The sequence below is a fragment of the Nostoc sp. CALU 546 genome (genome assembly GCF_048836525.1).
In genome coordinates this window covers 1-20,071 of sequence record NZ_JAWJTF010000049.1, presented here as the reverse complement: position 1 = coordinate 20,071, position 20,071 = coordinate 1, and the positions used below count along the sequence as shown (strand labels likewise).

General features: G+C 40.7%; 15 protein-coding genes. 3 read left to right on the top strand and 12 right to left on the bottom strand.

Annotated features, from left to right (window positions below):
- Positions 1-468 precede the first annotated feature (468 nt).
- From RRG12_RS22465 to RRG12_RS22435, 7 genes are all read right to left on the bottom strand, one after another.
- Positions 469-1,833: an IS4 family transposase gene (locus RRG12_RS22465; protein WP_420760795.1), complete on the bottom strand. Its 1,365-nt coding sequence runs from the start codon at positions 1,831-1,833 to the stop codon at positions 469-471.
- 216 nt (positions 1,834-2,049) lie between these two features.
- Entirely contained in the window at positions 2,050-3,645 is a 1,596-nt protein-coding gene (locus RRG12_RS22460) for a hypothetical protein (protein WP_420760771.1), read from the bottom strand.
- A gap of 134 nt (positions 3,646-3,779) precedes the next feature.
- Entirely contained in the window at positions 3,780-4,439 is a 660-nt protein-coding gene (locus RRG12_RS22455) for a hypothetical protein (protein WP_420760770.1), read from the bottom strand.
- A gap of 304 nt (positions 4,440-4,743) precedes the next feature.
- Positions 4,744-5,316: a YihY/virulence factor BrkB family protein gene (locus tag RRG12_RS22450; protein WP_420760794.1), complete on the bottom strand. Its 573-nt coding sequence runs from the start codon at positions 5,314-5,316 to the stop codon at positions 4,744-4,746.
- Between the two features lie 67 nt (positions 5,317-5,383).
- Positions 5,384-6,610, bottom strand: a complete 1,227-nt coding sequence (locus RRG12_RS22445) for a PQQ-dependent sugar dehydrogenase (RefSeq protein ID WP_420760769.1) — start codon at positions 6,608-6,610, stop codon at positions 5,384-5,386.
- A gap of 532 nt (positions 6,611-7,142) precedes the next feature.
- Positions 7,143-8,852, bottom strand: a complete 1,710-nt coding sequence (locus RRG12_RS22440; protein ID WP_069069817.1) for an alpha/beta hydrolase — start codon at positions 8,850-8,852, stop codon at positions 7,143-7,145.
- Positions 8,853-9,361: 509 nt separating this feature from the next.
- Entirely contained in the window at positions 9,362-10,285 is a 924-nt protein-coding gene (locus RRG12_RS22435) for a DMT family transporter (RefSeq protein ID WP_069069818.1), read from the bottom strand.
- A gap of 404 nt (positions 10,286-10,689) precedes the next feature.
- Between RRG12_RS22435 and RRG12_RS22430 the strand changes: the two genes are divergently transcribed.
- A complete protein-coding gene (locus tag RRG12_RS22430; RefSeq protein ID WP_420760768.1) occupies positions 10,690-12,774 on the top strand; it encodes a cytochrome-c peroxidase in 2,085 nt (694 codons plus the stop codon).
- Between the two features lie 67 nt (positions 12,775-12,841).
- On the opposite strand, the gene RRG12_RS22425 is transcribed toward RRG12_RS22430, so the two are convergent.
- Together RRG12_RS22425 and RRG12_RS22420 are read right to left on the bottom strand one after the other, a co-directional pair.
- A complete protein-coding gene (locus RRG12_RS22425; protein WP_420760767.1) occupies positions 12,842-14,158 on the bottom strand; it encodes a serine hydrolase in 1,317 nt (438 codons plus the stop codon).
- A gap of 599 nt (positions 14,159-14,757) precedes the next feature.
- Complete coding sequence (locus RRG12_RS22420) at positions 14,758-15,936, bottom strand: GNAT family N-acetyltransferase (RefSeq protein ID WP_420760766.1); 1,179 nt, start codon at positions 15,934-15,936, stop codon at positions 14,758-14,760.
- A 646-nt stretch (positions 15,937-16,582) separates the two neighbouring features.
- On the opposite strand from RRG12_RS22420, the gene RRG12_RS22415 reads away from it, so the two are divergent.
- Positions 16,583-16,903 carry a DMT family transporter gene (locus tag RRG12_RS22415; protein WP_069073926.1) on the top strand — a complete coding sequence of 107 codons (321 nt, stop codon included), beginning with the start codon at positions 16,583-16,585 and terminating at the stop codon, positions 16,901-16,903.
- 52 nt (positions 16,904-16,955) lie between these two features.
- Positions 16,956-17,111: a hypothetical protein gene (locus RRG12_RS22410; RefSeq protein ID WP_176727176.1), complete on the top strand. Its 156-nt coding sequence runs from the start codon at positions 16,956-16,958 to the stop codon at positions 17,109-17,111.
- 371 nt (positions 17,112-17,482) lie between these two features.
- On the opposite strand, the gene RRG12_RS22405 is transcribed toward RRG12_RS22410, so the two are convergent.
- From RRG12_RS22405 to RRG12_RS22395, 3 genes are all read right to left on the bottom strand, one after another.
- Positions 17,483-18,499, bottom strand: a complete 1,017-nt coding sequence (locus tag RRG12_RS22405; RefSeq protein WP_420760765.1) for a FecCD family ABC transporter permease — start codon at positions 18,497-18,499, stop codon at positions 17,483-17,485.
- A gap of 165 nt (positions 18,500-18,664) precedes the next feature.
- Positions 18,665-19,288: a 4Fe-4S single cluster domain-containing protein gene (locus tag RRG12_RS22400; RefSeq protein WP_420760764.1), complete on the bottom strand. Its 624-nt coding sequence runs from the start codon at positions 19,286-19,288 to the stop codon at positions 18,665-18,667.
- Positions 19,289-19,531: 243 nt separating this feature from the next.
- Positions 19,532-19,921: a PadR family transcriptional regulator gene (locus RRG12_RS22395; RefSeq protein ID WP_420760793.1), complete on the bottom strand. Its 390-nt coding sequence runs from the start codon at positions 19,919-19,921 to the stop codon at positions 19,532-19,534.
- Positions 19,922-20,071: the final 150 nt, after the last annotated feature.

Genomic DNA, 20,071 nt, shown 5'->3' with positions numbered 1-20,071 from the left:
CGAGTCATTGGTCACATTGGTCATTAGTCATTAGCACCAATGACTAAATCGGCGGGCGGCTATCCCTCCCATCCCTCGTTCGCGCAGCGTCTCTAAGAGTATGTTTGAAAAGTCCTCTTCTCGGTATCAAAAGTTTTAGATCCCCCTAAATCCACGCCAGTTGCTCATGGGGGAAACCCCCAAGACCGCACTGGCTCCCCTTAAAAAGGGGGACTTTAATTCCGGTTCCCCCCTTAAAAAGCTATCCATTATAAACATATTTCTTAATAAGAACATTGACAAAAAAGAGTAGTTATGTAGGAGAGGATGGAAGCCAAAAAATCACAAGTGACAGGAGAAAATGGGCGCGAGAATCAACAGAGTTTGAAAAAGTGAAATTTTCGCATGGCAACTTTGGTGTAAAAAACTAATTATCGGTAGTGGAAGAAGGAAAACACCGCAGAAACTGACGATAGGATGGAGCAATAATTAATTATTGAAAGACTGGCAAAGCAGCCAACCCTCAACCAGATCATGTAATCGACTCAATCCACGCCAGAGAACTTTTACACCTGGAGAACCATCGCTTTTGCGACCTAAAAACCCACCGAGTCGAGCAATCCAATTGACCACTTGAGCCAGAGTCGGTGGTGTAGTATGAGGATAAAGTTGATGATGAATATTGGTATAAAGGACTTGCCATTCATGAGGTTCTAAAACCATTTCACAACTAGCATCAGGCTGGAAACGAGCTAAGTAAGTCAGCCACAGCAAACGCCAAGCAACGATACTGTAGGTAGCCAAAGCCATCTCGATTCTGTGGGCAGTTTCGAGTTGTAACTTCTCAATGCCACAGCCACTTTTTAAAACATAGTGATAACGTTCAATCAACCAGCGATAACTATACCATCGCACATACAGTTGAACATCTTCCAGACAGGTAATCTCTAAGGTAGTCAGCAGTAACCAGGTAATCGGCTCAATCTCTGGTGGTGGCTCAACTTCTGTGACTAAAATAGCCTGCAATGTCACCGGTGCTAGAAGTTCTGTTTTGGGGCGATTCTGCGGTGGTGCAATGGTAATTGTGGCATGACGAATCTTCAAGGTGGCTGTTCTTGGCATTTGAGTCGCAGAGCGTTTTACCTCTACTGTCATTGTGCCAACCGACTCAACAGACTCTAAAGTTGACCATAAATGCTGCTCACTGCCAACTAGACAGCGATTTTGAGTAGCTCGAATCAGAAAATCTGACCCAGGACGACGAGCATCAGCAAATAAGTCATAAAAATCAGCTTCTCGGTCAGCAATCGTCACTACTTGTACTGAAGAGGGAATGATTGAGTCAGTTGTTTTCAAAGCATCAAGCCATCTTTGACTTTCTTTTTCTTTTGTCGGTTTTTGTTTCCTGTGTTCAGCTTTTCCTAGTTCTTCTTCGTTTCTTGACCACACATTTTGCTCAATGATGCCCAATGGTATTCCCTGTGGCGAGACAGTGAATACTGAGTGGACTTTTAACCCTTTGGCATAGGAACTATCGAGATATCCTGTTCCCGATAGAGCTTTGTGGCTAGTGTAGTTGAGTTCTGTGGTATCTTGTATTGCCAAGACTACTCTATGCTGGGTAATTCGCTCTACTGTCGCATCGATATGTCCTTGTCTAATCATGGATGGTTTGATATACGGTGAATCCCAGAAGTCATAGGTGGCTTTCGTTTGTGCCCATGTTTCACTTGCTTGCGGAACACTAGCTTCAGGTTTAGCACTTAAATTTTCGACTATTTTGATTAATCGTTTGGTTCTTCTGGTGTCACCTAATTCGGTTCTTTCTAGTTCCTGTGTGATCCATTCTTCCATTTGCTGACTTTGCGATGCTTCCGGCTCTTCGTATAGACAATACACAATCTCTGGCTTTTGTCCAATTTTCTGTTAAGAAAGATGTTTATAATGCATAGCTTAAAAAGGGGGGTTAGGGGGGATCAACAAGTGCCTAAAATCACAGACAATTACTTTTCAAACATCCTCTAAGACTTAGGATGGGATTCACGCCGATTTTCGTTGACGATTTACCTTTCAAAAAGCTTTTTTTATATTTGTTTTGCTGTGAGCAATCCTATCTGCGAAAAGATTAAAAAAATGTTCTGTCTGTGTATCTTCTCCACCCCAGCCAGGAATTTTATTGCCTATTCTAGTGAAAAAATCATAGATGATAAATTGAGCATTTTTTTTCTTTCTTCCTTTAGCAGAGTAAATAATTTGACAAGGATAGGCAAGTATTCCGAGAGTAGGGATTAAGCCAACAAAAAAGGCAATCCAAGGAATTTCATGCCTACTGAGCGCTGCTTGTAATATTCTGCAAGATGTATAAGCTGTTCGATAAACCGGGCCTCCTATAATTAGCCATGTAATGAAAATAAATTCATCAATTAGCCCTAATACATAAAGAAGTGGTATTAACAAGTATTCAATAATTTTGAAAAAGATTTTTATACCTAGATGAACGCTGAAATCATTTAAATAATCGCTAGTGCTTTCTTGCTTCAATTGTTGCAATAGACTATTAGCTTCTTCGTTCATTAGTTGTTTTCTATTTCGCCAATATTCGATCCTTTTAGCTATATAATTTCTGGCGATATTAGACCGATAGCGATGAGATGATATAAATTTCCACAACTGATAGAAAAATTGTAAGTAAGGAACTTTGACGAGTTTATTGATAATAGCAACAGGTAAGTCTATGAAAAGCTTATACACTAATTGAACTATTATTCTCAGCAACTCTCGTCCGTACCAAAATAATGGGTGTTCAGAATACCATTGAACTTGTTGCTCGTCGATGACCCCTTTTTTGAATTGGTATTGAATACTGCGATCAACCCTCCTCATTGACTTCCATTTTTTTTGGTGAAACTCTAATTGGAAAACATACCCTAAAACTTCAGCATACTTTTGACTACCAAATTTATTTTCTAATTCATCCCTATATCTATTTAAATATCGGTTTAATTTATCCGTATCTACATCATCGAATAACGCCCTTCTATATTTTATTGATTTAGGCAAATAAAATGAAAAAAGTGCTAAGGGATTCAACCCAAATAAAGCTGGTACACCCGATTCTAAATCTATCCAAACAAAAACATAATTCCCTGGGGTATCGTTTGCTAATAAAAAATTATTTAAAGCTGTAGGTGTTCCTTTACCAGCTTGCCAAACTAGTCCATCAAGCCCTGCTGCAATTAATTTTTTCTGTAATGGCAGCATAATATCAGAAACTAAGGCATGTAATTCGTCTATTCGCTCGTCATTACAAGGCTGACGTAAAGCAACGTGTCTCCCTAAAATAAATTCTGTATCTAGTTGATAGGCTTTAAATTCATGATTCCAAGAGGTAGCGATCGCTTCTGCAACTTTTAAATTATCGCCGAACCAAAACTGGACTAATTCACGGAGAATTTGACGACGAAAAAAAGCACATCTTATTGCATCTTCATTCCAAACATAAGGATTCGGAGAGCCAAAGAAAAAATAATGAATTATGCTAGCAATTTTGTCTGTATAAAATATTTTTCTTGCTATTAAACCTTCTTGACTAGAGACTAAAAATACCTGTCCTGACCTACCAGCCCCCAGCAATTTACCAGGAGAATCATGCTCTAATTGCGCCATTTAATTTATTTTTATCTTTGTTTTATCTGGGGAGCTAGCTAATTTCTAAATCCCTCTCCCACGCATAGGAGAAGGATTTATGATAAAAGCTTTTAATTCATGCAAAAAACTTACTTTTTGCGACTTGAAAATACTTAGAAGTTGTAGCCAACACCCAGTAAAATTCCTACATCAGTTTCATCGATAAAACTGATATTTACCCCACCCGTTGCTGTAATCTGTGGAGATAAAGGCACATCTACACCGCCAGAAATTAATGCACCTACAGTGCTATCTCTACCTGTAGAAATTGCAACACCACCACCGATATAAGGGGCTATACTCAACTGGGTCACTTCCAAATTTTCTACAGGAAAATCTACAGTGAGTGGCACGAGAAAAACTGTATTATCTCCAACTAGAGCCGCAGGACGAAAAGACAAATTTTGTGTAAGTCCTATTTTGCTAATTACAGCAAATGAACCTTCACCTACCCGTGTATTGCCCGTTAAACCAATGTTACCAGCAACACCAAAATAGCTAGAACCCGAACGGGTGGCTCTACCAGGTTCAAAAGTTTGAGCTACCTTCTCAGATTGAATGGCTGAGGAAGGCTGTGTTGATTCTATAACTAAGTCAGATGCAGAATTAAGATTAGCCGCAGGAGTTTCACTTATTTGTTCTGCCTGATTTGTAAGAGCATTAGTAGAGGGAGAATTTGTATTTTCAGCACTAGCTGGTAAAATACTACCAATAATAGCCACAGTAGCACTCGCTAGCAGAATAGAAGTGCGCTGGAAAAGAGTTGTAATCATAAATATTCCTTGCTTTTCATCCTCTTGTTTCTAGTATTGGCAACAAATGTGAAGAGAAAGTGACAGATATTAGATATTAACTTTTTGCTCATAATTTGGTGAAAATTGTTTGATTTTGTGATGGCTTTATTCAAGTAGAAAACATAGTTAAAAGTAAAATGCCTAACTTATTAAATAATTCATCTGTCTGGATACTGCAAATGTATAATTCTTTAGGCACAAATTAACCAGAAAGAAAATTTATATCTTTTGATAGTTGGCTTATAATTTATATAATTTGATTTGGATGAAATAAAGAAAGATTTTATCGAGAATGCTTGTGTCTGCGTTGATTATTATCTCTATCCGAATTAGGTTCTTGAGATTCTGGAGATTCGTTGTGATTTTTGCCGGAAGTATGGATAGCATATTCTTCTGGCACAATCGGAGAGCCGTCTATTTTAGCGTAAATTTTAGTAAATTCTGCTCCTAGAAATAAGATGTGAGCGGCATAATAAATCCATGTATTTATAATTACAAACGAGCCAGCGACACCATAGGCAGAACCAATGTCAGTCTGACTGAGAAATAACCCAAAGAAAAACTGACCAATCATAAATAAGATGGTGGTAATTGCCGCACCCACTCCAGCACACCGCCATGCAACTTGAGCGTCGGGTAAAATGGTATATATTGCGGCAAATAGAAATGTCAAAATACCAAATGAAAGTAAAAAGCTGAGAAATTGCCACAGAAAACTTAAGCCAGGTAATAAATCGCTTAAGTAATTAACTGTGACGAATAAAAGGTTTCTGACTATATAAGAAACAAATAGTAAAAAAGCAATGACTAACACCATTGCAAAAGATAAAACTCGTTTCCGTAAGAAATGAAAGATTTGTCAAGATATTCATAGACTTCGATACTCTTGCTCTCTATATCTGTGCGTGAGCTTTTCATCTTTTTCATTTGGTAATGCGGAGAATTTTATCCTGCTGTGAAGGGCAACTCCCTCGTCCATCACAGTTACTAGTTGTGACATACAACTCGCCATCTGGCCCCATAATTGCCTCTCGGAGTCGTCCGTATTTACCTTGCAAATACACCTCATGACGCTCGACTTTCTGGGGTGATTGTGGGTTGAAAACGACACGCTGCAAGTGTTCGGAACGAAGGGTAGGAATGATTAAACTACCCTTCCATTCAGGAATAGAATTTCCAGTATAAATTGCTGCTCCACCTGGAGGTAAGGCTTGACGCCAAACAATGGACGGAGTGATAAGTCCTTCTCCTGATTCACAACGGTAGATGGTAGGCCAGCCGAGGTTGTCTCCTGCTCTGGCGACACTGACTTTATCGTGACCACTTCTACCTAACTCACCACTGGGGCCGTGGTCTGTTACCCATAGTGTTGATGCATCATGCCAATCAAACCCTTGAGTGTTGCGAATACCAGAGATATATACAGGATTTTTGGGAAAGGGATTGTCTTGCGGCACTTGTCCGTCTGGCGTCACACGCAAGATTTTCCCAGCAAGGCTATTAACATCCTGGGAACTTTGCGGATCTCTCGCATCGCCAGTCCCAATATAGAGCATTCCATCAGCACCAAAGCGAATGCGACCACCATTGTGATACACTGCTACGGGAATGTTGTCGAGAATTATTCTATCTGACGAGGCACTGAGTCCATTTTCGGATAATTGCCATCGTTCAACGCGATTCACCTGCGACCCATTTCTATCAGCAGTATAGTACACGTAAAAAAGTCGGTTCTCGGCAAAGTTGGGATGAGTCGCAATGCCAAGTAAACCACCTTCCCCGCTATCTGTAACATTAATAGTGGCTACAGGTTTTTGGATAAGTTTACTATCCCGCACGAGGCGAACGCGTCCAGGTCTTTCACTGATTAACATATCTTGGTTTGGGAGAAAGGCAATTCCCCAAGGAACTTCAAGACCCGTTACCACTTCTTCAGCCTGTACATTTACCTCCCCTTGTGAACCAAAGCCATTGTCAACGAGAGTACACACTTGATTGTTGGTAGAAGTTTTTTGACTGACTGGTTCAGTTGTTTCTATTTCTTGATTGTTAGTGTTTGCCGACTCAGATGTTGGTGAAGCACAAGAAGAAATTCCCAGTGCAAACATGGCAACAAGTAGTTTTCCTACAACAATTCTTGTCATGTTCATAAGTATATTTTTCCAAAAATTTCTGCTTGTGTAGCCTTTCAAATAGCTAATTGAAGAAGACTTAAAAATTCAAAATTTAGGAACAAAGGCAAAGACTCCGTTCCTAACTCCTGAATTCTGATTTATCCATTAGATAACAGTGTTATAGAAACATTCTGTAAATTTACTAGGGATAGAAGTGGTGTTTTGACTATCCAGTTACTATTATAAATATACTCAACCTCATAGCCTCTATCCACAGACCTACTTCAAGCCTAACAGAGTCGAAGGCAAGTAGTTTCTCGGAAAGAGGTTGGAAAACTTAGTGGTGGGTGTCAAATCGATACCCACCACTAAATTTTCGGAGTTGCTGATTGCGGTATGAAAAATAATTTTGTGTGATTTCAAAATCCTTGTAGAGACGTTGCATTGCAACGTCTCTACATCCAAATTCATACTTGATTCAGCAACGCCAAATTTTCTTTACGTCAAATAAAAATCATCACATGCAGCAATGTAACGCCAATATCCAACATCCAAAATCCGAAACTGACTATGGTGTTGGGGAGTTTTTTTTTGCGGGTTTGGCTCCTTTGATATCCAGTAATTGTGCCAATTCGGTTGTACTTAATGACTTGACAAGACTCAACCCAAGCGATTTACTAGAAATACTTTGAGCGTAGCCTGCATTCAGGTAAGGGATGTATTGTGACCTTCCTGCAACGTAGGTTTGGAAGAAAGGTAAACTTAAAACATTCATGTAACGACGCGCTTGGGAAGCATCACCAATCATATCGGCAGGTAATGCTACTTGTTGATTTGCAGGGTTTCCATTGCCAATGGTGGAAAAGTGAGTACCACCTTCAAGCATGACGAGATACTTTTGTGAATTCGCCAACCAGGAAAAAGGTAAAATTTGCTCGGATAAAGCTGGTGCAACTGTATCATCACTACTGCTGACAATCATCACTGGAGTTTGGATGTGACTTAAGCCAGCTTTGCCGAAAATAGAACTAGTAATGGGATTAACTGCGATCGCAGCTTTCACTCTCTCATCCCGCAGGTTATAATCCTTGCCAGACTTGCTGATGCTCAATTCCAAAGCCCGACACTGAAGCAGTAAAGACATATTCCAGGTATTTTGCAGTGCTGCTGGTTCACAGTCTTGTTTTAGCTGCTTGAAGTTGATTTTAGCGCCTGCTAGAGCTAAGGCTGTATAGCCTCCCAAAGATTGACCAAGTACTCCGACTTGTTGCAGATTTAACCGACCTTTAAACCGTGAATCAGATTGATTACCTTTTTCCAATTGATTCAGTATATATGTTACGTCCATTGGTCGGTCTTGAAATTCACTTGGTTCTGCTACTTCAACGGCGCGTCCATTTAACAGCGAACGCAATTGTTTAGTATCACTACCAGGATGATTGGGAACGGCAACGGCAAATCCGTGGGAAGCTAGATGAGTGGCTAAATATTGAAAGTTGCTGCTGTCTAAACCCAAGCCGTGAGAAATTACAATTATGGGTGCAACATTCTGAACATTGGGAATGTAAACATCAGTTAATAGAAGCCGATTGCGCGTTGAGTCGAAAAACTTCAGAGTGTATTTTTGCGACTTCAACTTTCCCGGAACCTTTAAATCCGGTAATTGCGAGAAATTTGGTTGTGAAATGGTATCAGCTTCTATTTTAGACTTTTGGGAAACTGCTGCGATCGCAAGATGGGTTTGGCTAACAAGTCTCTCCAATTCTGTAGCTATTGCCAGAGTCTCGGCGACATCAAGACGAATGCTGCTGCTAGGGTATTTACGCAACACATTCAAAAGTGTCAAGCCTCCCGATTCAGCAGAGGCTAAAATTAGCGCCGAACGCAAAGCACCAAATCCTGGTTCTGACTGATTGGTTTTAATGACTTGCGCCAACCGATGCAGTAAAAATTCTCCTTGTGGTGTGTAAAGAAGTTGTGAAACTACTACCGGACTAACTTTCACACGATTGAGTAAAATCCGCCGCAATTCTTGAAGCTGTTGTAGAGGCAGATATTGCTGATATCCTGCCAAGTCTTCGTTAATTACGCCTGTTTTGGCGTAGTTTTCTAAAGTCGTGACTGAAATGGAAAGCTCTAAAGCTGAATAAGATGCATAAATCCGCTCTGCTGCCAAGACAGAATTGCTAATTCCAAACGTTGGCAGCACCATTGAAAGAACCAGCAATAGAGAATTTTTTCTTAGGGTGCTGGCCCAATTACCAAACAAACTATTCATCGCTCAACTTTTTCGGTGGTCTGGTTTTATCAGGTGTTGGCTTTGGTAGTTATTCGGGCGCCCTGCTTGGTTTACTTAAAGTTCTTAGCCTCAATTTTATCAGAACAGAATTTAGGAGTCAGGAGTGATAATTCAAGATGAATTATGTATGACTTGCGAATGTAGCTTGCTTAAGATAATGGGTATAAATCGGTTTCAAATCCCTACCAAACTTAGTTTCTGGTAGTAAACAAAAAAGTAGTGATTCCCAATGCCTAGTAATAGATTCTGACTCCTAAATTCTGATTTCTGAATTATTATTCAAGGATTTTTTCGGTTATCAGGTCAACAATTAAACACTACAGAGTCACAGAGATAAGTAAAGTATCCAGATGATTTCAGTAGTTTGCCTTCACTATTAAATCATAACAAATAAAAAATATTCTGCCTCAGTATTTATGTTGTAGCTTTGAATCTTGCACGAATTTACTAGATGAAAAACCCAGTAAAAATCCGGAAAAATATTCTAATTAATCAGCTTTTCCCAAGGCGATCGCTACTGAACCTGTGACTACTAAACCCGCTCCTAATATTGCTATGAGAGTGAAGTGTTCTGATGGTATCCAATTAGGTGCAATAACTGATACAACTGCGACTGATATTAATGTCACAATGGGAGCTAAAGCTATTACCGCACTTACTCGTGATGCTTCCCAATGTTCTAAGGATTCGGCAAAAGCACCGTAAGCAATTAAAGTATTCAACGCACAAAAAATCAACATTCCCAAATGGAAGCTGTTAAGTATAAAAAGTGATTTTACTCTGGCTAGAGGAGTGAATAATAAAGCACATCCTCCATAAATAATCAACATGATACTAGGGGAAGATAAAGATTGTAATAACTGCTTTTGTGCCAAAGCATAAATCGCCCATGCTACTGCTCCTAGCGCAATCAAAACACTACCTAGTATGTATGTGTTTTGGGCTGTAATCAAATTTGTTAGTTGTTCACGAAAGAATAAAAGATAACCACAAATCATTACACTTACACCAATCCATTGATACAGCCTGTAACGTTCTTTAAAAATCACTAACCCTCCTAAACCTAATAAAAGGGTAGATAATTGAATGAGAACTTCAGCATTAGCAGGTGATGTTAGTGCTAAACCTTGCATGAACAGAAAGTAATTAATCCCTAAGAAAAGTGTAGCGATCGCTAATAATTTCCAAGAAGCAGAGCGTAGTTGTTCTAACTTTGGTAATTTACCGCGTATTCCTAAATACAAAGCAAGTAGTATAAATGATGTCAAAAAGCGAAACCAAATAACGGTATAGACATCAAGTGCTTGCAGAGCTATCGTCAAAGCAATAGGTAAAATTCCCCACAATAAAACCGTCAATAGCGATAACGCTAGCCCTAAGCGCCAGCGGCCAGAACTTTGATGTAGTGACATTTAAATATCCTACTCAAAGTAGGGCTGACAATAAATTAAAACGTATCTAATTTGCATATCTAGATTTTACAACTTCTTACTGATAAAATATCTTAATAGCTTAGTTAATATAAATTCAATATATAGGACTCATATTTGATTTGGTGAAAAAACTCAGTACAACTAAGAAGCCTTCTTGACTATTACCTATTGCCTATTGCCTGCCTACGCAAATTAGTTCAGAAATCAAAGCGGATTCCTATAGAACAACTTATCTACTCTACTCAATTTCTTTTGAGCGAGAAGATGGCGTTTTCTGTTTACATAAAATTAGTAAATTACGTAATTACTTTACATGAATATTAAATTTCAGACCTTCACGTAAGTGTATAATTTGTTTCGGCGTACTTTTAGTATAAAAAACTATGGGGTTTTTACCCATCGTAAGCCCAGTAATATTTATTACGGGCTTATCCATTTACTTGCTACTGACCTCAAAAGGTCGATTTTGGCTTAAATCTGTGGTGATGAAAATAAAGCACCAAAAGTGGAGATTCAGATATGGCCAGCTTAACTATTTGAGATCAAGATTTTCAAAGACTATAACAATTGCTGTCATTATTATGGCAGCAGTAATAGCTGGAAATAGTGTATCAGCACAGGTTACGCCGCCACCTCTAGCTTCGCTCAAGAGCATATCAGTTCCAGAGCCTAACAATCTTGGAGACTTCGTAAAAGACAAAGTAGCTGCAATAAAGTTAGGAAAAACTCTTTTTTGGGATATGCAGGTTGGGAGCGACGGAGTGACCGCCTGTGCTAGTTGTCACTTCCATGCTGGAGCCGACAATAGATCCAAAAATCAGATTGCTCCGGGACTTTTGCGGATTAACCCTAATGGTACAGAGAATCCAGATACAGTTTTTGATGTCGGTGGTCTAGCAAACTACCAACTAAAACCAGAAGATTTTCCCTTCCACAGTGACCGTAACGATGTCAGTTCCTCTCAGGGGGTTTTCAATACAAAGTTTGTGGATGTCACACCTGGTAATGCGGAAGACCAAGTGAAAAATGAGCCAGATCCGGTTTTTAACGTAGGAGGTGTAAATGTGCGCCGCGTCGAACCGCGCAACACCCCAACCGTGATTAATACAGCATTCAACTTTCGTAACTTCTGGGATGGAAGGGCACAAAACATCTTTAATGGGGTGAATCCTTTCGGTTTAAGAGATCCTAATGCTGCTGTCGTCAAAGCACTAACCCCAAATAATCTAAAATTTGTGAAAGTTAGCCTGAAGAACTCGTCTTTGGCATCCCAAGCGGTCGGCCCGCCACTAAGTTCCTTTGAGTCTTCCGCAGATGGTCGCACTTTTCAAGAAATTGGTGATAAGTTCGGGCGAACTGCTAGGGTTAGGGGTAAAAAGCTCCCCCGCAAACTTGCGAAAAAGTTATTACCTCTCAGACCGCTAGGTAAACAGATTGTGCATCCACAAGACAGCGTTTTAGGCGCAGATAGTAGATCGCCCAAACCCGGACTCAAAGATAAGACTTATGAGCAGATGATTCAAGATGCCTTCAAGTCGGAATGGTGGAAGTCTAATCAACTCATCCAAGTTGACGCTGAAGGTAGACGGACTTTTGTCAAAAAGCCCGATCGCTCCTTGGAGACTAATGAGTACACATTAACTGAGTACAACTTCTCGCTATTCTTTGGGCTGGCAGTTCAGTTGTACGAGTCTACACTCATTTCCGATAATACGCCTTTTGATCGCTTTTTAGAAGGAAACACTACTGCCCTAACCCCTCAACAGCAACAAGGAAAACGACTGTTTGAGGGCAAAGCTTTGTGTATTGGTTGTCACGTTGGATCAGAATTAACAGCTGCTTCAGTGAGCAACGTGGCCAAAGACGGACGAATCAAACGTGCGCCGTTCGGCCCAAGATCCCCTGAAGACACTGGCTTCTTCAATATCGGCGTCAGACGTGCTACGGAAGATCCAAGTTTGGGTGGTAATGACGCTTTCGGTAATCCGCTTTCAGAAGCACGATTGGCTCAGTTGAACAAATTTCAGCTTCTTCTCGGCGAAAACCCCCCAATCCTCAATCCACCGTTGAGTTCTAGTGAAACTGTGTTTGCAGACGGAGCTTTCAAAGCACCTGGACTTCGCAATGTGGAACTCACTGCTCCCTACTTTCACAATGGAGGTCACGCGACTTTAGAACAAGTGATTGATTTTTACAATCGGGGTGGTGATTTTGGACTTCTTCCCCCACTGAATCTCTCACCAGAAGAGAAACAGCAATTGGTCGCCTTTTTAAAGGGAATGACTGATGAGCGAGTTCGGTATGACAAAGCGCCTTTTGACCATCCGCAACTGTTCATCCCCAATGGACACCCAGGTGGGCCTACATACGTTAACGATGACGGTACTGGCAAAGCCACAGATGATCTACTGGAAATTCCTGCTGTTGGTAAGAATGGTGGTAGTGGTACCCCAAATTTCCTGAGTTAATCCCCACGAAATATCTTATACAGATAAATTTAGGGGCGTACACCTGTACGTCCCTAAATTTAAAATTTCAGAAATTATGGTTGTTAGGATCAATTGACTGATGAGGGCTGGCAGTATTGCTAACTCTGGTTTGGTTTAGGTAATTGTAGACTCTGCGAGAAACTTCACGGACAAAATCTCCAGCTCTGCGATCGTGGTTTGGTCTTTGCACCAAAATGCCTGCTAAATAGCTTTTCCCGTTGGGCATTTCAATAATACCTGCATCACCAATAATAAATCTCAGTGTACCAGTTTTGTGGGCAATGGTAGCTCCTTTACCAATACCAGCCGGTAGCAAACTATTAGTTTTGACACGGCGCATGATCCCTAAAACTTGATTCCGGCTGTTTGGAGATAGCAAACGATTGTTAGAAACTAACGCCGCCAATCTGACCAAATCTTTGGAACTGGTTGTATTTTTGCCAGGAATGTCTGGAAGTAAATTCTGCATTGCTGTATTTTGCAATCCCCAGCCACGAAAACGTTGGTTAACTTTTGCTACACCACCCAAACGATCAAGAACCATATTTGTGGCGGTATTATCGCTAATGGTCATCATCAAGGTAGCGGTTTGGAGGACGCTAAATTTAGTTCCAACGGGTTTGTATTTCATAGTTCCAGCTTCACCAACCCTTAAATCGCGCCGCATCACTAATTTATCTGTTAGCTTAATTCTACCAGCGTCTATTTCTTGGAAAAGGGCTACTAACAAAGGAAATTTTATTGTACTGGCAGCAGCAAATCTTTTTTCGCCATTAATATCTATATAGTTACCTGTATCTAAATCTAAGAAAAATATTCCAGGGTTTAATGATTTATAAGTTGCTAACAATGCCCGAATCTGAGAACTGATACCCGGCATTTCTTGACCAAGATTTACAACTCCTGCAAATGTTGAAGCATCTGTGGAATTAATGGCAATATCTTGTCTATTTTCCCCAGGGATGTTATTGCTTTGGCGGTCAAATGAATTAAATTTTACAATCCAATGAGAACGAGAATCTCCCTTGATGGATAGATTACGGGAATCAATATGATAGCCTGGAGCTAATTCTACGACAAAACGAGTTGTTTTACTATCTAGTTTTCCAATACGAATTTCTTTGACTGCATTACCAAAAGCTTTTTTAACACTATCTGAATTAAAACTAGTTCCAGGTAAGTCAATTACCAATCGATTAGGATTATCTAATAAAAAGGCTTTTGGTTGGATTCCAGAAGTTGTAGTTAGGTGTAATTGATTTTGCTTAGAATCAAAATACCAAGACTGTAATCGTGAAGCTTTAGCCTGTCCTGCAACTAGAAGCAAACTGCTTAAACCGATCGCAAGTAAATGTGATTTCATTTTGTGATTGTAGGTATGCAACTATGTAGCAACTAATCAACTTTACCTTAGATTGTTTTCTGATGATCATACTGAAATTCCGGACAAAAAGCATAAATTCCATTGACTTATTTTTTTTGATGATAAATAAGTAGAAAACATCCAAATTTCTGGTTCGGAGTTTGCGTTATTCTCGCTCAAATGCAAACTACAAACCTTAATTTATTCACCTCTACTTACTTATCTAGGATCAGATAATCAGAATTTATCAAAAAAAATCGCTGGTATCCTTCTTTATGGTGTGAATTGACAACAGAAATTGCTAATCTAGCCGAAGGACGAACTAATGATTAATTATGTTTCCAACTTATGTTTTGTTGATTGGGGAGCGTTGGCGATGTGAGGTAAAAGGGACTGGGGATTAGGGATTGGGGACTGGGTGTAAAATCGAAAAATTATGATGCTTGCTCTTACCCACCACCAAATTTTAAAAAACAATTCCTTGTACCCATTACCCAGTACCCAGTACCGAAGCGGCGACTAGTTGAGCCAAAACTGGAGGCACAACAGTTTAATCGCTTCCCCATTACCCCTTATCCCCAGAGGGGGCCCCACTCCCTTTAGAAGAAATCAGGCATCCAAGGCGAAGCACCTGCAAATATTTGCGTAGCTGCTAAGATAGCTTTTTCTGTCCCATCAAGTTTTCCCACTTGTTGCAAATGGTAGGGGGTGAACAAACTTGTATACAATGGTGCCAATTCGCGGATATTTAACTGTAACTCGCCCTTTCCGCCTTTTGTGACTTCACCACGTCCGTTGGCGACAGAAAGAATAAATTTACCATTGTTTGCAGGTAGCAAATTATCTTGAATTTCTAGGTGCAGTTCAGCTTGGATTTCCGATGGATAACCCCGCGTTTCCAGTGCCTTGACTACATCTATTACCCGAAATAGCCAACGACTCTCACGCCATATTTTGGCAGTTTGCTCTGGTAGTAGCAATGTCAGAGAATCAATTGCAGAACTCTTCCATCGCACCTGATGAATTTGGGAGCGATGATTTGCCAGAAAAGACCAGAAAGTTTGTGCAGCATCAACTGTGCGAAGTACCCAATCTTTTATCCAAAGGATTTCACCGTCTTCCGTTCGCTCTTGAGTGAAGATGATATAGCCTTGGGGTTGCTCTTTAGTACCAATAAAATAGGCATAGACTATTTCTTTCTCATCTGGTTGGATTATTCGCTGCCAGATTGCTGGATGTCGGTCTAAATATCCATGCGTTAGTCTCGCTTGCTGCTGATATAGTTCATGAAAGACTTCATGATTGATGCTCACTACTGGTTCTAAAGGTAGGGGTTGCTCCCGCACTTGGATATTCCTGGTAGAAACTTCCCAAATACACCAGCTACCTCCCTGCTCATACCCTACTTTTCGGTACAAAGTTTGAACAGCTGGATAAAGAGCGGAAATTGCTACGCCTCTAGCATAAAGTTCTTTGAGGGTGTGTTGCATGAGAGCGATCGCAGCTCCCGAACCGCGATACTCTGGAGCAATGCCCACTGCGGCAATTCCTGTCATTGGTACACGCACACCACCCCACCACTGACCCATATCCAGAGTTGCCAATCCACCAACTACTTGCTCCAATCCCCGAATAATGCGGAAATTTTCTACCCCAATCAAGTTGATATAAGCTTCCTCACCACCAAGTCCGCTGATAAAACACTGCTCAAGGATAGTTTCAAGCTGCTTAATATCCTGTGGATGAGAAAGAGTGCTGTATTCAAATTGAGCCGTCATTTCTTATACCATGATTAGTACAAAATCACAATCATACTACAGCAGTCGTTACCCCAATGGTTCACCAACTAGCTTGAAAATGGAGACTGGGAAAAAAGATTTATTATATGTCTTGGTATAGGAATCCGCTTTGATTTCTGAACTAATTTGCGTAGGCAGGCAATAGGGAATAGGCAACAGGCAACAGTAAAGAAGGCTTCTTAGTTGTACTGAGTTTTTTCACCAAATCAAATATGAGTCCTATATACTCAGTTAATGATGGCTATTTAGTACACAATGACAGAAATCAACATATCATTACATCGATCTAAAAAGTCTAATTGAATACATAGCTAGGGTAACAGCAGTATCTACTTAAGCTTTATTACAGCAACCCTGATATAATAAATTTTCGGATCGTTCTGACTTGAGATGTAGTAATAGATAATCTCTTCATAGAGAGAGGAAGCTTTTTCTTTCACCAATCAGCTATAAAGCCCCAGAATCATGCTCCTAGTCACGCTAAACTACACTACTGCGCGTTCAATTTTAACTGTCAGGACACTTACACTTATCTATTAATGAGTGGCTTCAGAACTGTTTCTTCTATTCATAGGGCCTGGTGTACCACCCGTCGGTTGCTGTTAACACATCACTTACAAAAAATATGTCAATCAGTTGGATTTACCTCATCATAGCAATCGTTTTTGAGGTTTCAGGCACAACTTGCATGAAATTATCGCAGGGATTTACTAAAACAGTTCCTTCGGTATTAATATTTGTCTTCTATGGACTTTGTTTTACTTTTTTGACTTTTGCTCTTAAGAGACTTGAAGTGAGTGTAGCTTATTCTGTCTGGGCTGGATTGGGAACTATCCTAGTTGCGCTTATTGGTATTATCTGGTTTCGCGAATCTGCCACATTAATGAAACTTTTTTCGATCGCCTTAATAATCATAGGGGTAATTGGTATAAACGCAAGTGATTGAAGAAGAATTCTGACGACTGACGCCTTTATTCTGTTCGATAAATTAAACGGACATGATATTAGACATTACCCAGATTAAAAAATACCTCGTCAATGTTAAAATAGACGAGGTAAATAAACCAAAACTGATCATTTTGCTGGTTGCTGTTGTAGGGAATACACCAGCAATTTTTATTGTTCCGCTAGCAGAGCAAAATGAACAGACTTAACTAAATGCTTTTAAAAGTATAGTAAACCTCGGTAAATATAGCCCACAAGTAATTGACTTTTAATACTTTAGCAGAGACGCTCAAAGTAATGCAGCCAAAATGGCAAGTTTTTTATACACTGAGGCGTAAAGAACATTGCATAATAGTATCAACTGAAAGCAATTTTTAGGAATTCAACCATAGCTTAGGGATGCACAATTGTGAATCCACACAACGGATTGTGCTTCAAATAGATGAAAAAGGCTTTAGCACTAGTACAGCACGGCGGAAATAAACCAATCATTCCAAATCAACGAAACCCTTATGCTGTATTCATTTTTAATTTTTAATTTTTAATTTTTAATTCCGCCTTGCAGTACTAGCTTATTAGGTCAAAATTTACTGAACCCAGCAGAACGACGATAAAGTAACCAGATAAACAGCGGTGAACCCAGCAAAGCAGTGACGGAACCTACTGGTAGTTCTACTGCTCCTAGCCTAGAGAGTAAATCTGCAAAAGTCAGTAACCATGCACCTGCAAGGGCGGAAAGTGGTAAAACAAAGCGATGATCTGTACCAACGATGAGGCGGACACCGTGAGGGACAACAAGACCAACAAATCCAATCAAGCCACTGATGCTGACGGCACCTGCGGCTAATAGAGTGGCGACACCACCAATTAACAGGCGCGATCGCGTCAACGAAACCCCCAAACCCACAGCCAAATCATCTCCCAAAGCCAGCACATTTACCGATCGCGCCAACAAGCATCCTCCGATCAATGCAACGATGATATAAGGGGCAGGTGTAGCAATTTCTTGCCAACCCCGTCCATTAAGACTACCAACTAACCAACTGAGCGCAATTTGAATTTGACCGTCTTCAGCTAAAAGCAGCAATGTACTTTGTACAGCACCAAATAAAGAACTCACCGCCACTCCACCTAAAATCAACCGCTCAACTGAAATTCCCGACCCCGCACGACCGAGTAAAATAACGATCGCAGAAGTCAAAATTGCCCCCATCCACGCTGCTAAAGGAATTGCGATCGGGAATATCTGCCACACAATCATCAGAATCACAATTAATCCTGCACCCGCTGAAATGCCCAAAATAAATGGATCAGCCAGACTATTGCGTAACATTCCTTGTAGCAATGCTCCTGACATTCCCAAAGCTGCACCGACAATGAGAGCCGCTGTAATGCGTGGAAGACGCAAATCCCAGAGAATTGTCTGTTTAATTGGATCGCCTTTGTGGAGAATGGCTTGCCACAATTCCGACAGATTTAAAGGTACTGCTCCTTGAGAAAGCGACAGTACTAGCGTTACCACCAATGCTGTACCAAGGAGGAAAACAGCCCAAAATACACGGTGTTTAGTAAAAATTGTCTCAAATGGTCTAGTCAAATTTAAATATGTATTTTTTTTAATATAATCCGTCTCAAACACAAATACATTGGGGATAGGGCATGGGACAGGAGGGAGAAGAATTAAAACTTGGACGTTGAGCCTCTAAAGCTGAACGTTTAAATTTTAACTCCCAATGCCCAATGCCCAATGCCCAATGCCCCACTACGTCAATTCCAGCCCACCTTGATAGCCAGTGACAATGCGACCACCATCTTTGAGGATGTGGACTTCTATCTGGTCGCTAGCCCAAGTAATTTGGTCTTGGAAAGCTGGGTTTAACACACGAACCCGTTGATTACTGGAAGAAACTGGAGAATCGGGAGAATTAATTGCCAGAGATTGTACAAAAGGCCCGTCAATCAGGATATCGAGTTGTTCTAACAATTCTTGGGAACCTGGTGGTGCGGATTGGGACTGTAGCTGCTTAAGAGTGAACCCAGTAAAAGACATTACATTTAACCCAGCAGCTTTGACTTTCCGGGCTAAAGATGCCAGGGCAGTTGCTTGCCAAAATGGTTCTCCACCAGAGAATGTTACACCCATATTGCGGGGATTGCTAAGAATATTCTCGGCAAGAGTATCAACAGCAATCAACTGGTTAGCCTCAAATGACCAGGAGTTAGTATTAAAGCAGCCAGGACACTCACGAAGACAACCTTGTACCCAGACGACTGCACGACAACCAGGGCCATTAACTTCTGACTGATCAACATAACCCATAATGTTGAGATAGCCAGGGGGAATTTCCATGAGTGCTAGCGATGGGTCAGTTGGCTTAATTTCCATCTCTTTAACTCCTTTGAGCCGTTGCCTGTTAACTGTTAAATATAGCGAATCTCCAGTTATATAACCGTGACAATAGTTATATACAGGAGAATAAAAAAGGCAGGAGGCAGGCTTTAGCTTAAACATTAGTTGCCTCTCAGCTACCCGATACGGAGGTGATGAGATGAATACAAGTGAGTGACGAATTGACCAACGAGCAAAATTGAGCATAGCGATGGCAGCAATGTTGGTCGATGAAGCAACTTATTTTTCAGCCAGAATCGCGTAAATTTCCCGTTTAACTTGCTCTAAAAGCTCACGAACCCGATTTATTCGCTCCATATTGCCACTACGAGCAACCTGCACCACAACAGCAGCTAATTCTGTTGCGGCATTCCGCAGTTCAATAAACTCTTGGGGCTTACCTTTGACAAAACTTTTGAAGCTATCCCAAGGAGAGTTTGAAGTTTCTTGTTGGGCACGTTCTGCCAATAATTGTCTACCTTCATCGGTAATCGTGTAAATCCGCTTGCCACCTTCCTGGGCGCTCTTGAGATAACCACCTTCTTCCAGCAATTGCAGTGTTGGATACACTGAGCCAGGACTGAGGCGACGGAAACCACCATAGCGAGTTTGGTTGAGTCGATGGGGGATATTATTCCCCGCACCTCTCAGTTAGATCCGTGCGTACCCGTTTCCGTGTACACGGCTCCCGATGTTCTTAGCTTGCGCTTTTGCTCATGTGCTTATAATCGTGGCAACTCTCGTGAATTGCTTCCAGATTATTTTTCTTCTAGCTGGCGT

Bases quoted from the DNA above. Each gene is read 5' to 3' on its own strand.
- RRG12_RS22465 (WP_420760795.1), bottom strand. From the start codon at position 1,833: ATGGAAGAATGGATCACACAGGAACTAGAAAGAACCGAATTAGGTGAC.
- RRG12_RS22460 (WP_420760771.1), bottom strand. From the start codon at position 3,645: ATGGCGCAATTAGAGCATGATTCTCCTGGTAAATTGCTGGGGGCTGGT.
- RRG12_RS22455 (WP_420760770.1), bottom strand. From the start codon at position 4,439: ATGATTACAACTCTTTTCCAGCGCACTTCTATTCTGCTAGCGAGTGCT.
- RRG12_RS22445 (WP_420760769.1), bottom strand. From the start codon at position 6,610: ATGAACATGACAAGAATTGTTGTAGGAAAACTACTTGTTGCCATGTTT.
- RRG12_RS22440 (WP_069069817.1), bottom strand. From the start codon at position 8,852: ATGAATAGTTTGTTTGGTAATTGGGCCAGCACCCTAAGAAAAAATTCT.
- RRG12_RS22435 (WP_069069818.1), bottom strand. From the start codon at position 10,285: ATGTCACTACATCAAAGTTCTGGCCGCTGGCGCTTAGGGCTAGCGTTA.
- RRG12_RS22430 (WP_420760768.1), top strand. From the start codon at position 10,690: ATGGGGTTTTTACCCATCGTAAGCCCAGTAATATTTATTACGGGCTTA.
- RRG12_RS22425 (WP_420760767.1), bottom strand. From the start codon at position 14,158: ATGAAATCACATTTACTTGCGATCGGTTTAAGCAGTTTGCTTCTAGTT.
- RRG12_RS22420 (WP_420760766.1), bottom strand. From the start codon at position 15,936: ATGACGGCTCAATTTGAATACAGCACTCTTTCTCATCCACAGGATATT.
- RRG12_RS22415 (WP_069073926.1), top strand. From the start codon at position 16,583: ATGTCAATCAGTTGGATTTACCTCATCATAGCAATCGTTTTTGAGGTT.
- RRG12_RS22410 (WP_176727176.1), top strand. From the start codon at position 16,956: ATGATATTAGACATTACCCAGATTAAAAAATACCTCGTCAATGTTAAA.
- RRG12_RS22400 (WP_420760764.1), bottom strand. From the start codon at position 19,288: ATGGAAATTAAGCCAACTGACCCATCGCTAGCACTCATGGAAATTCCC.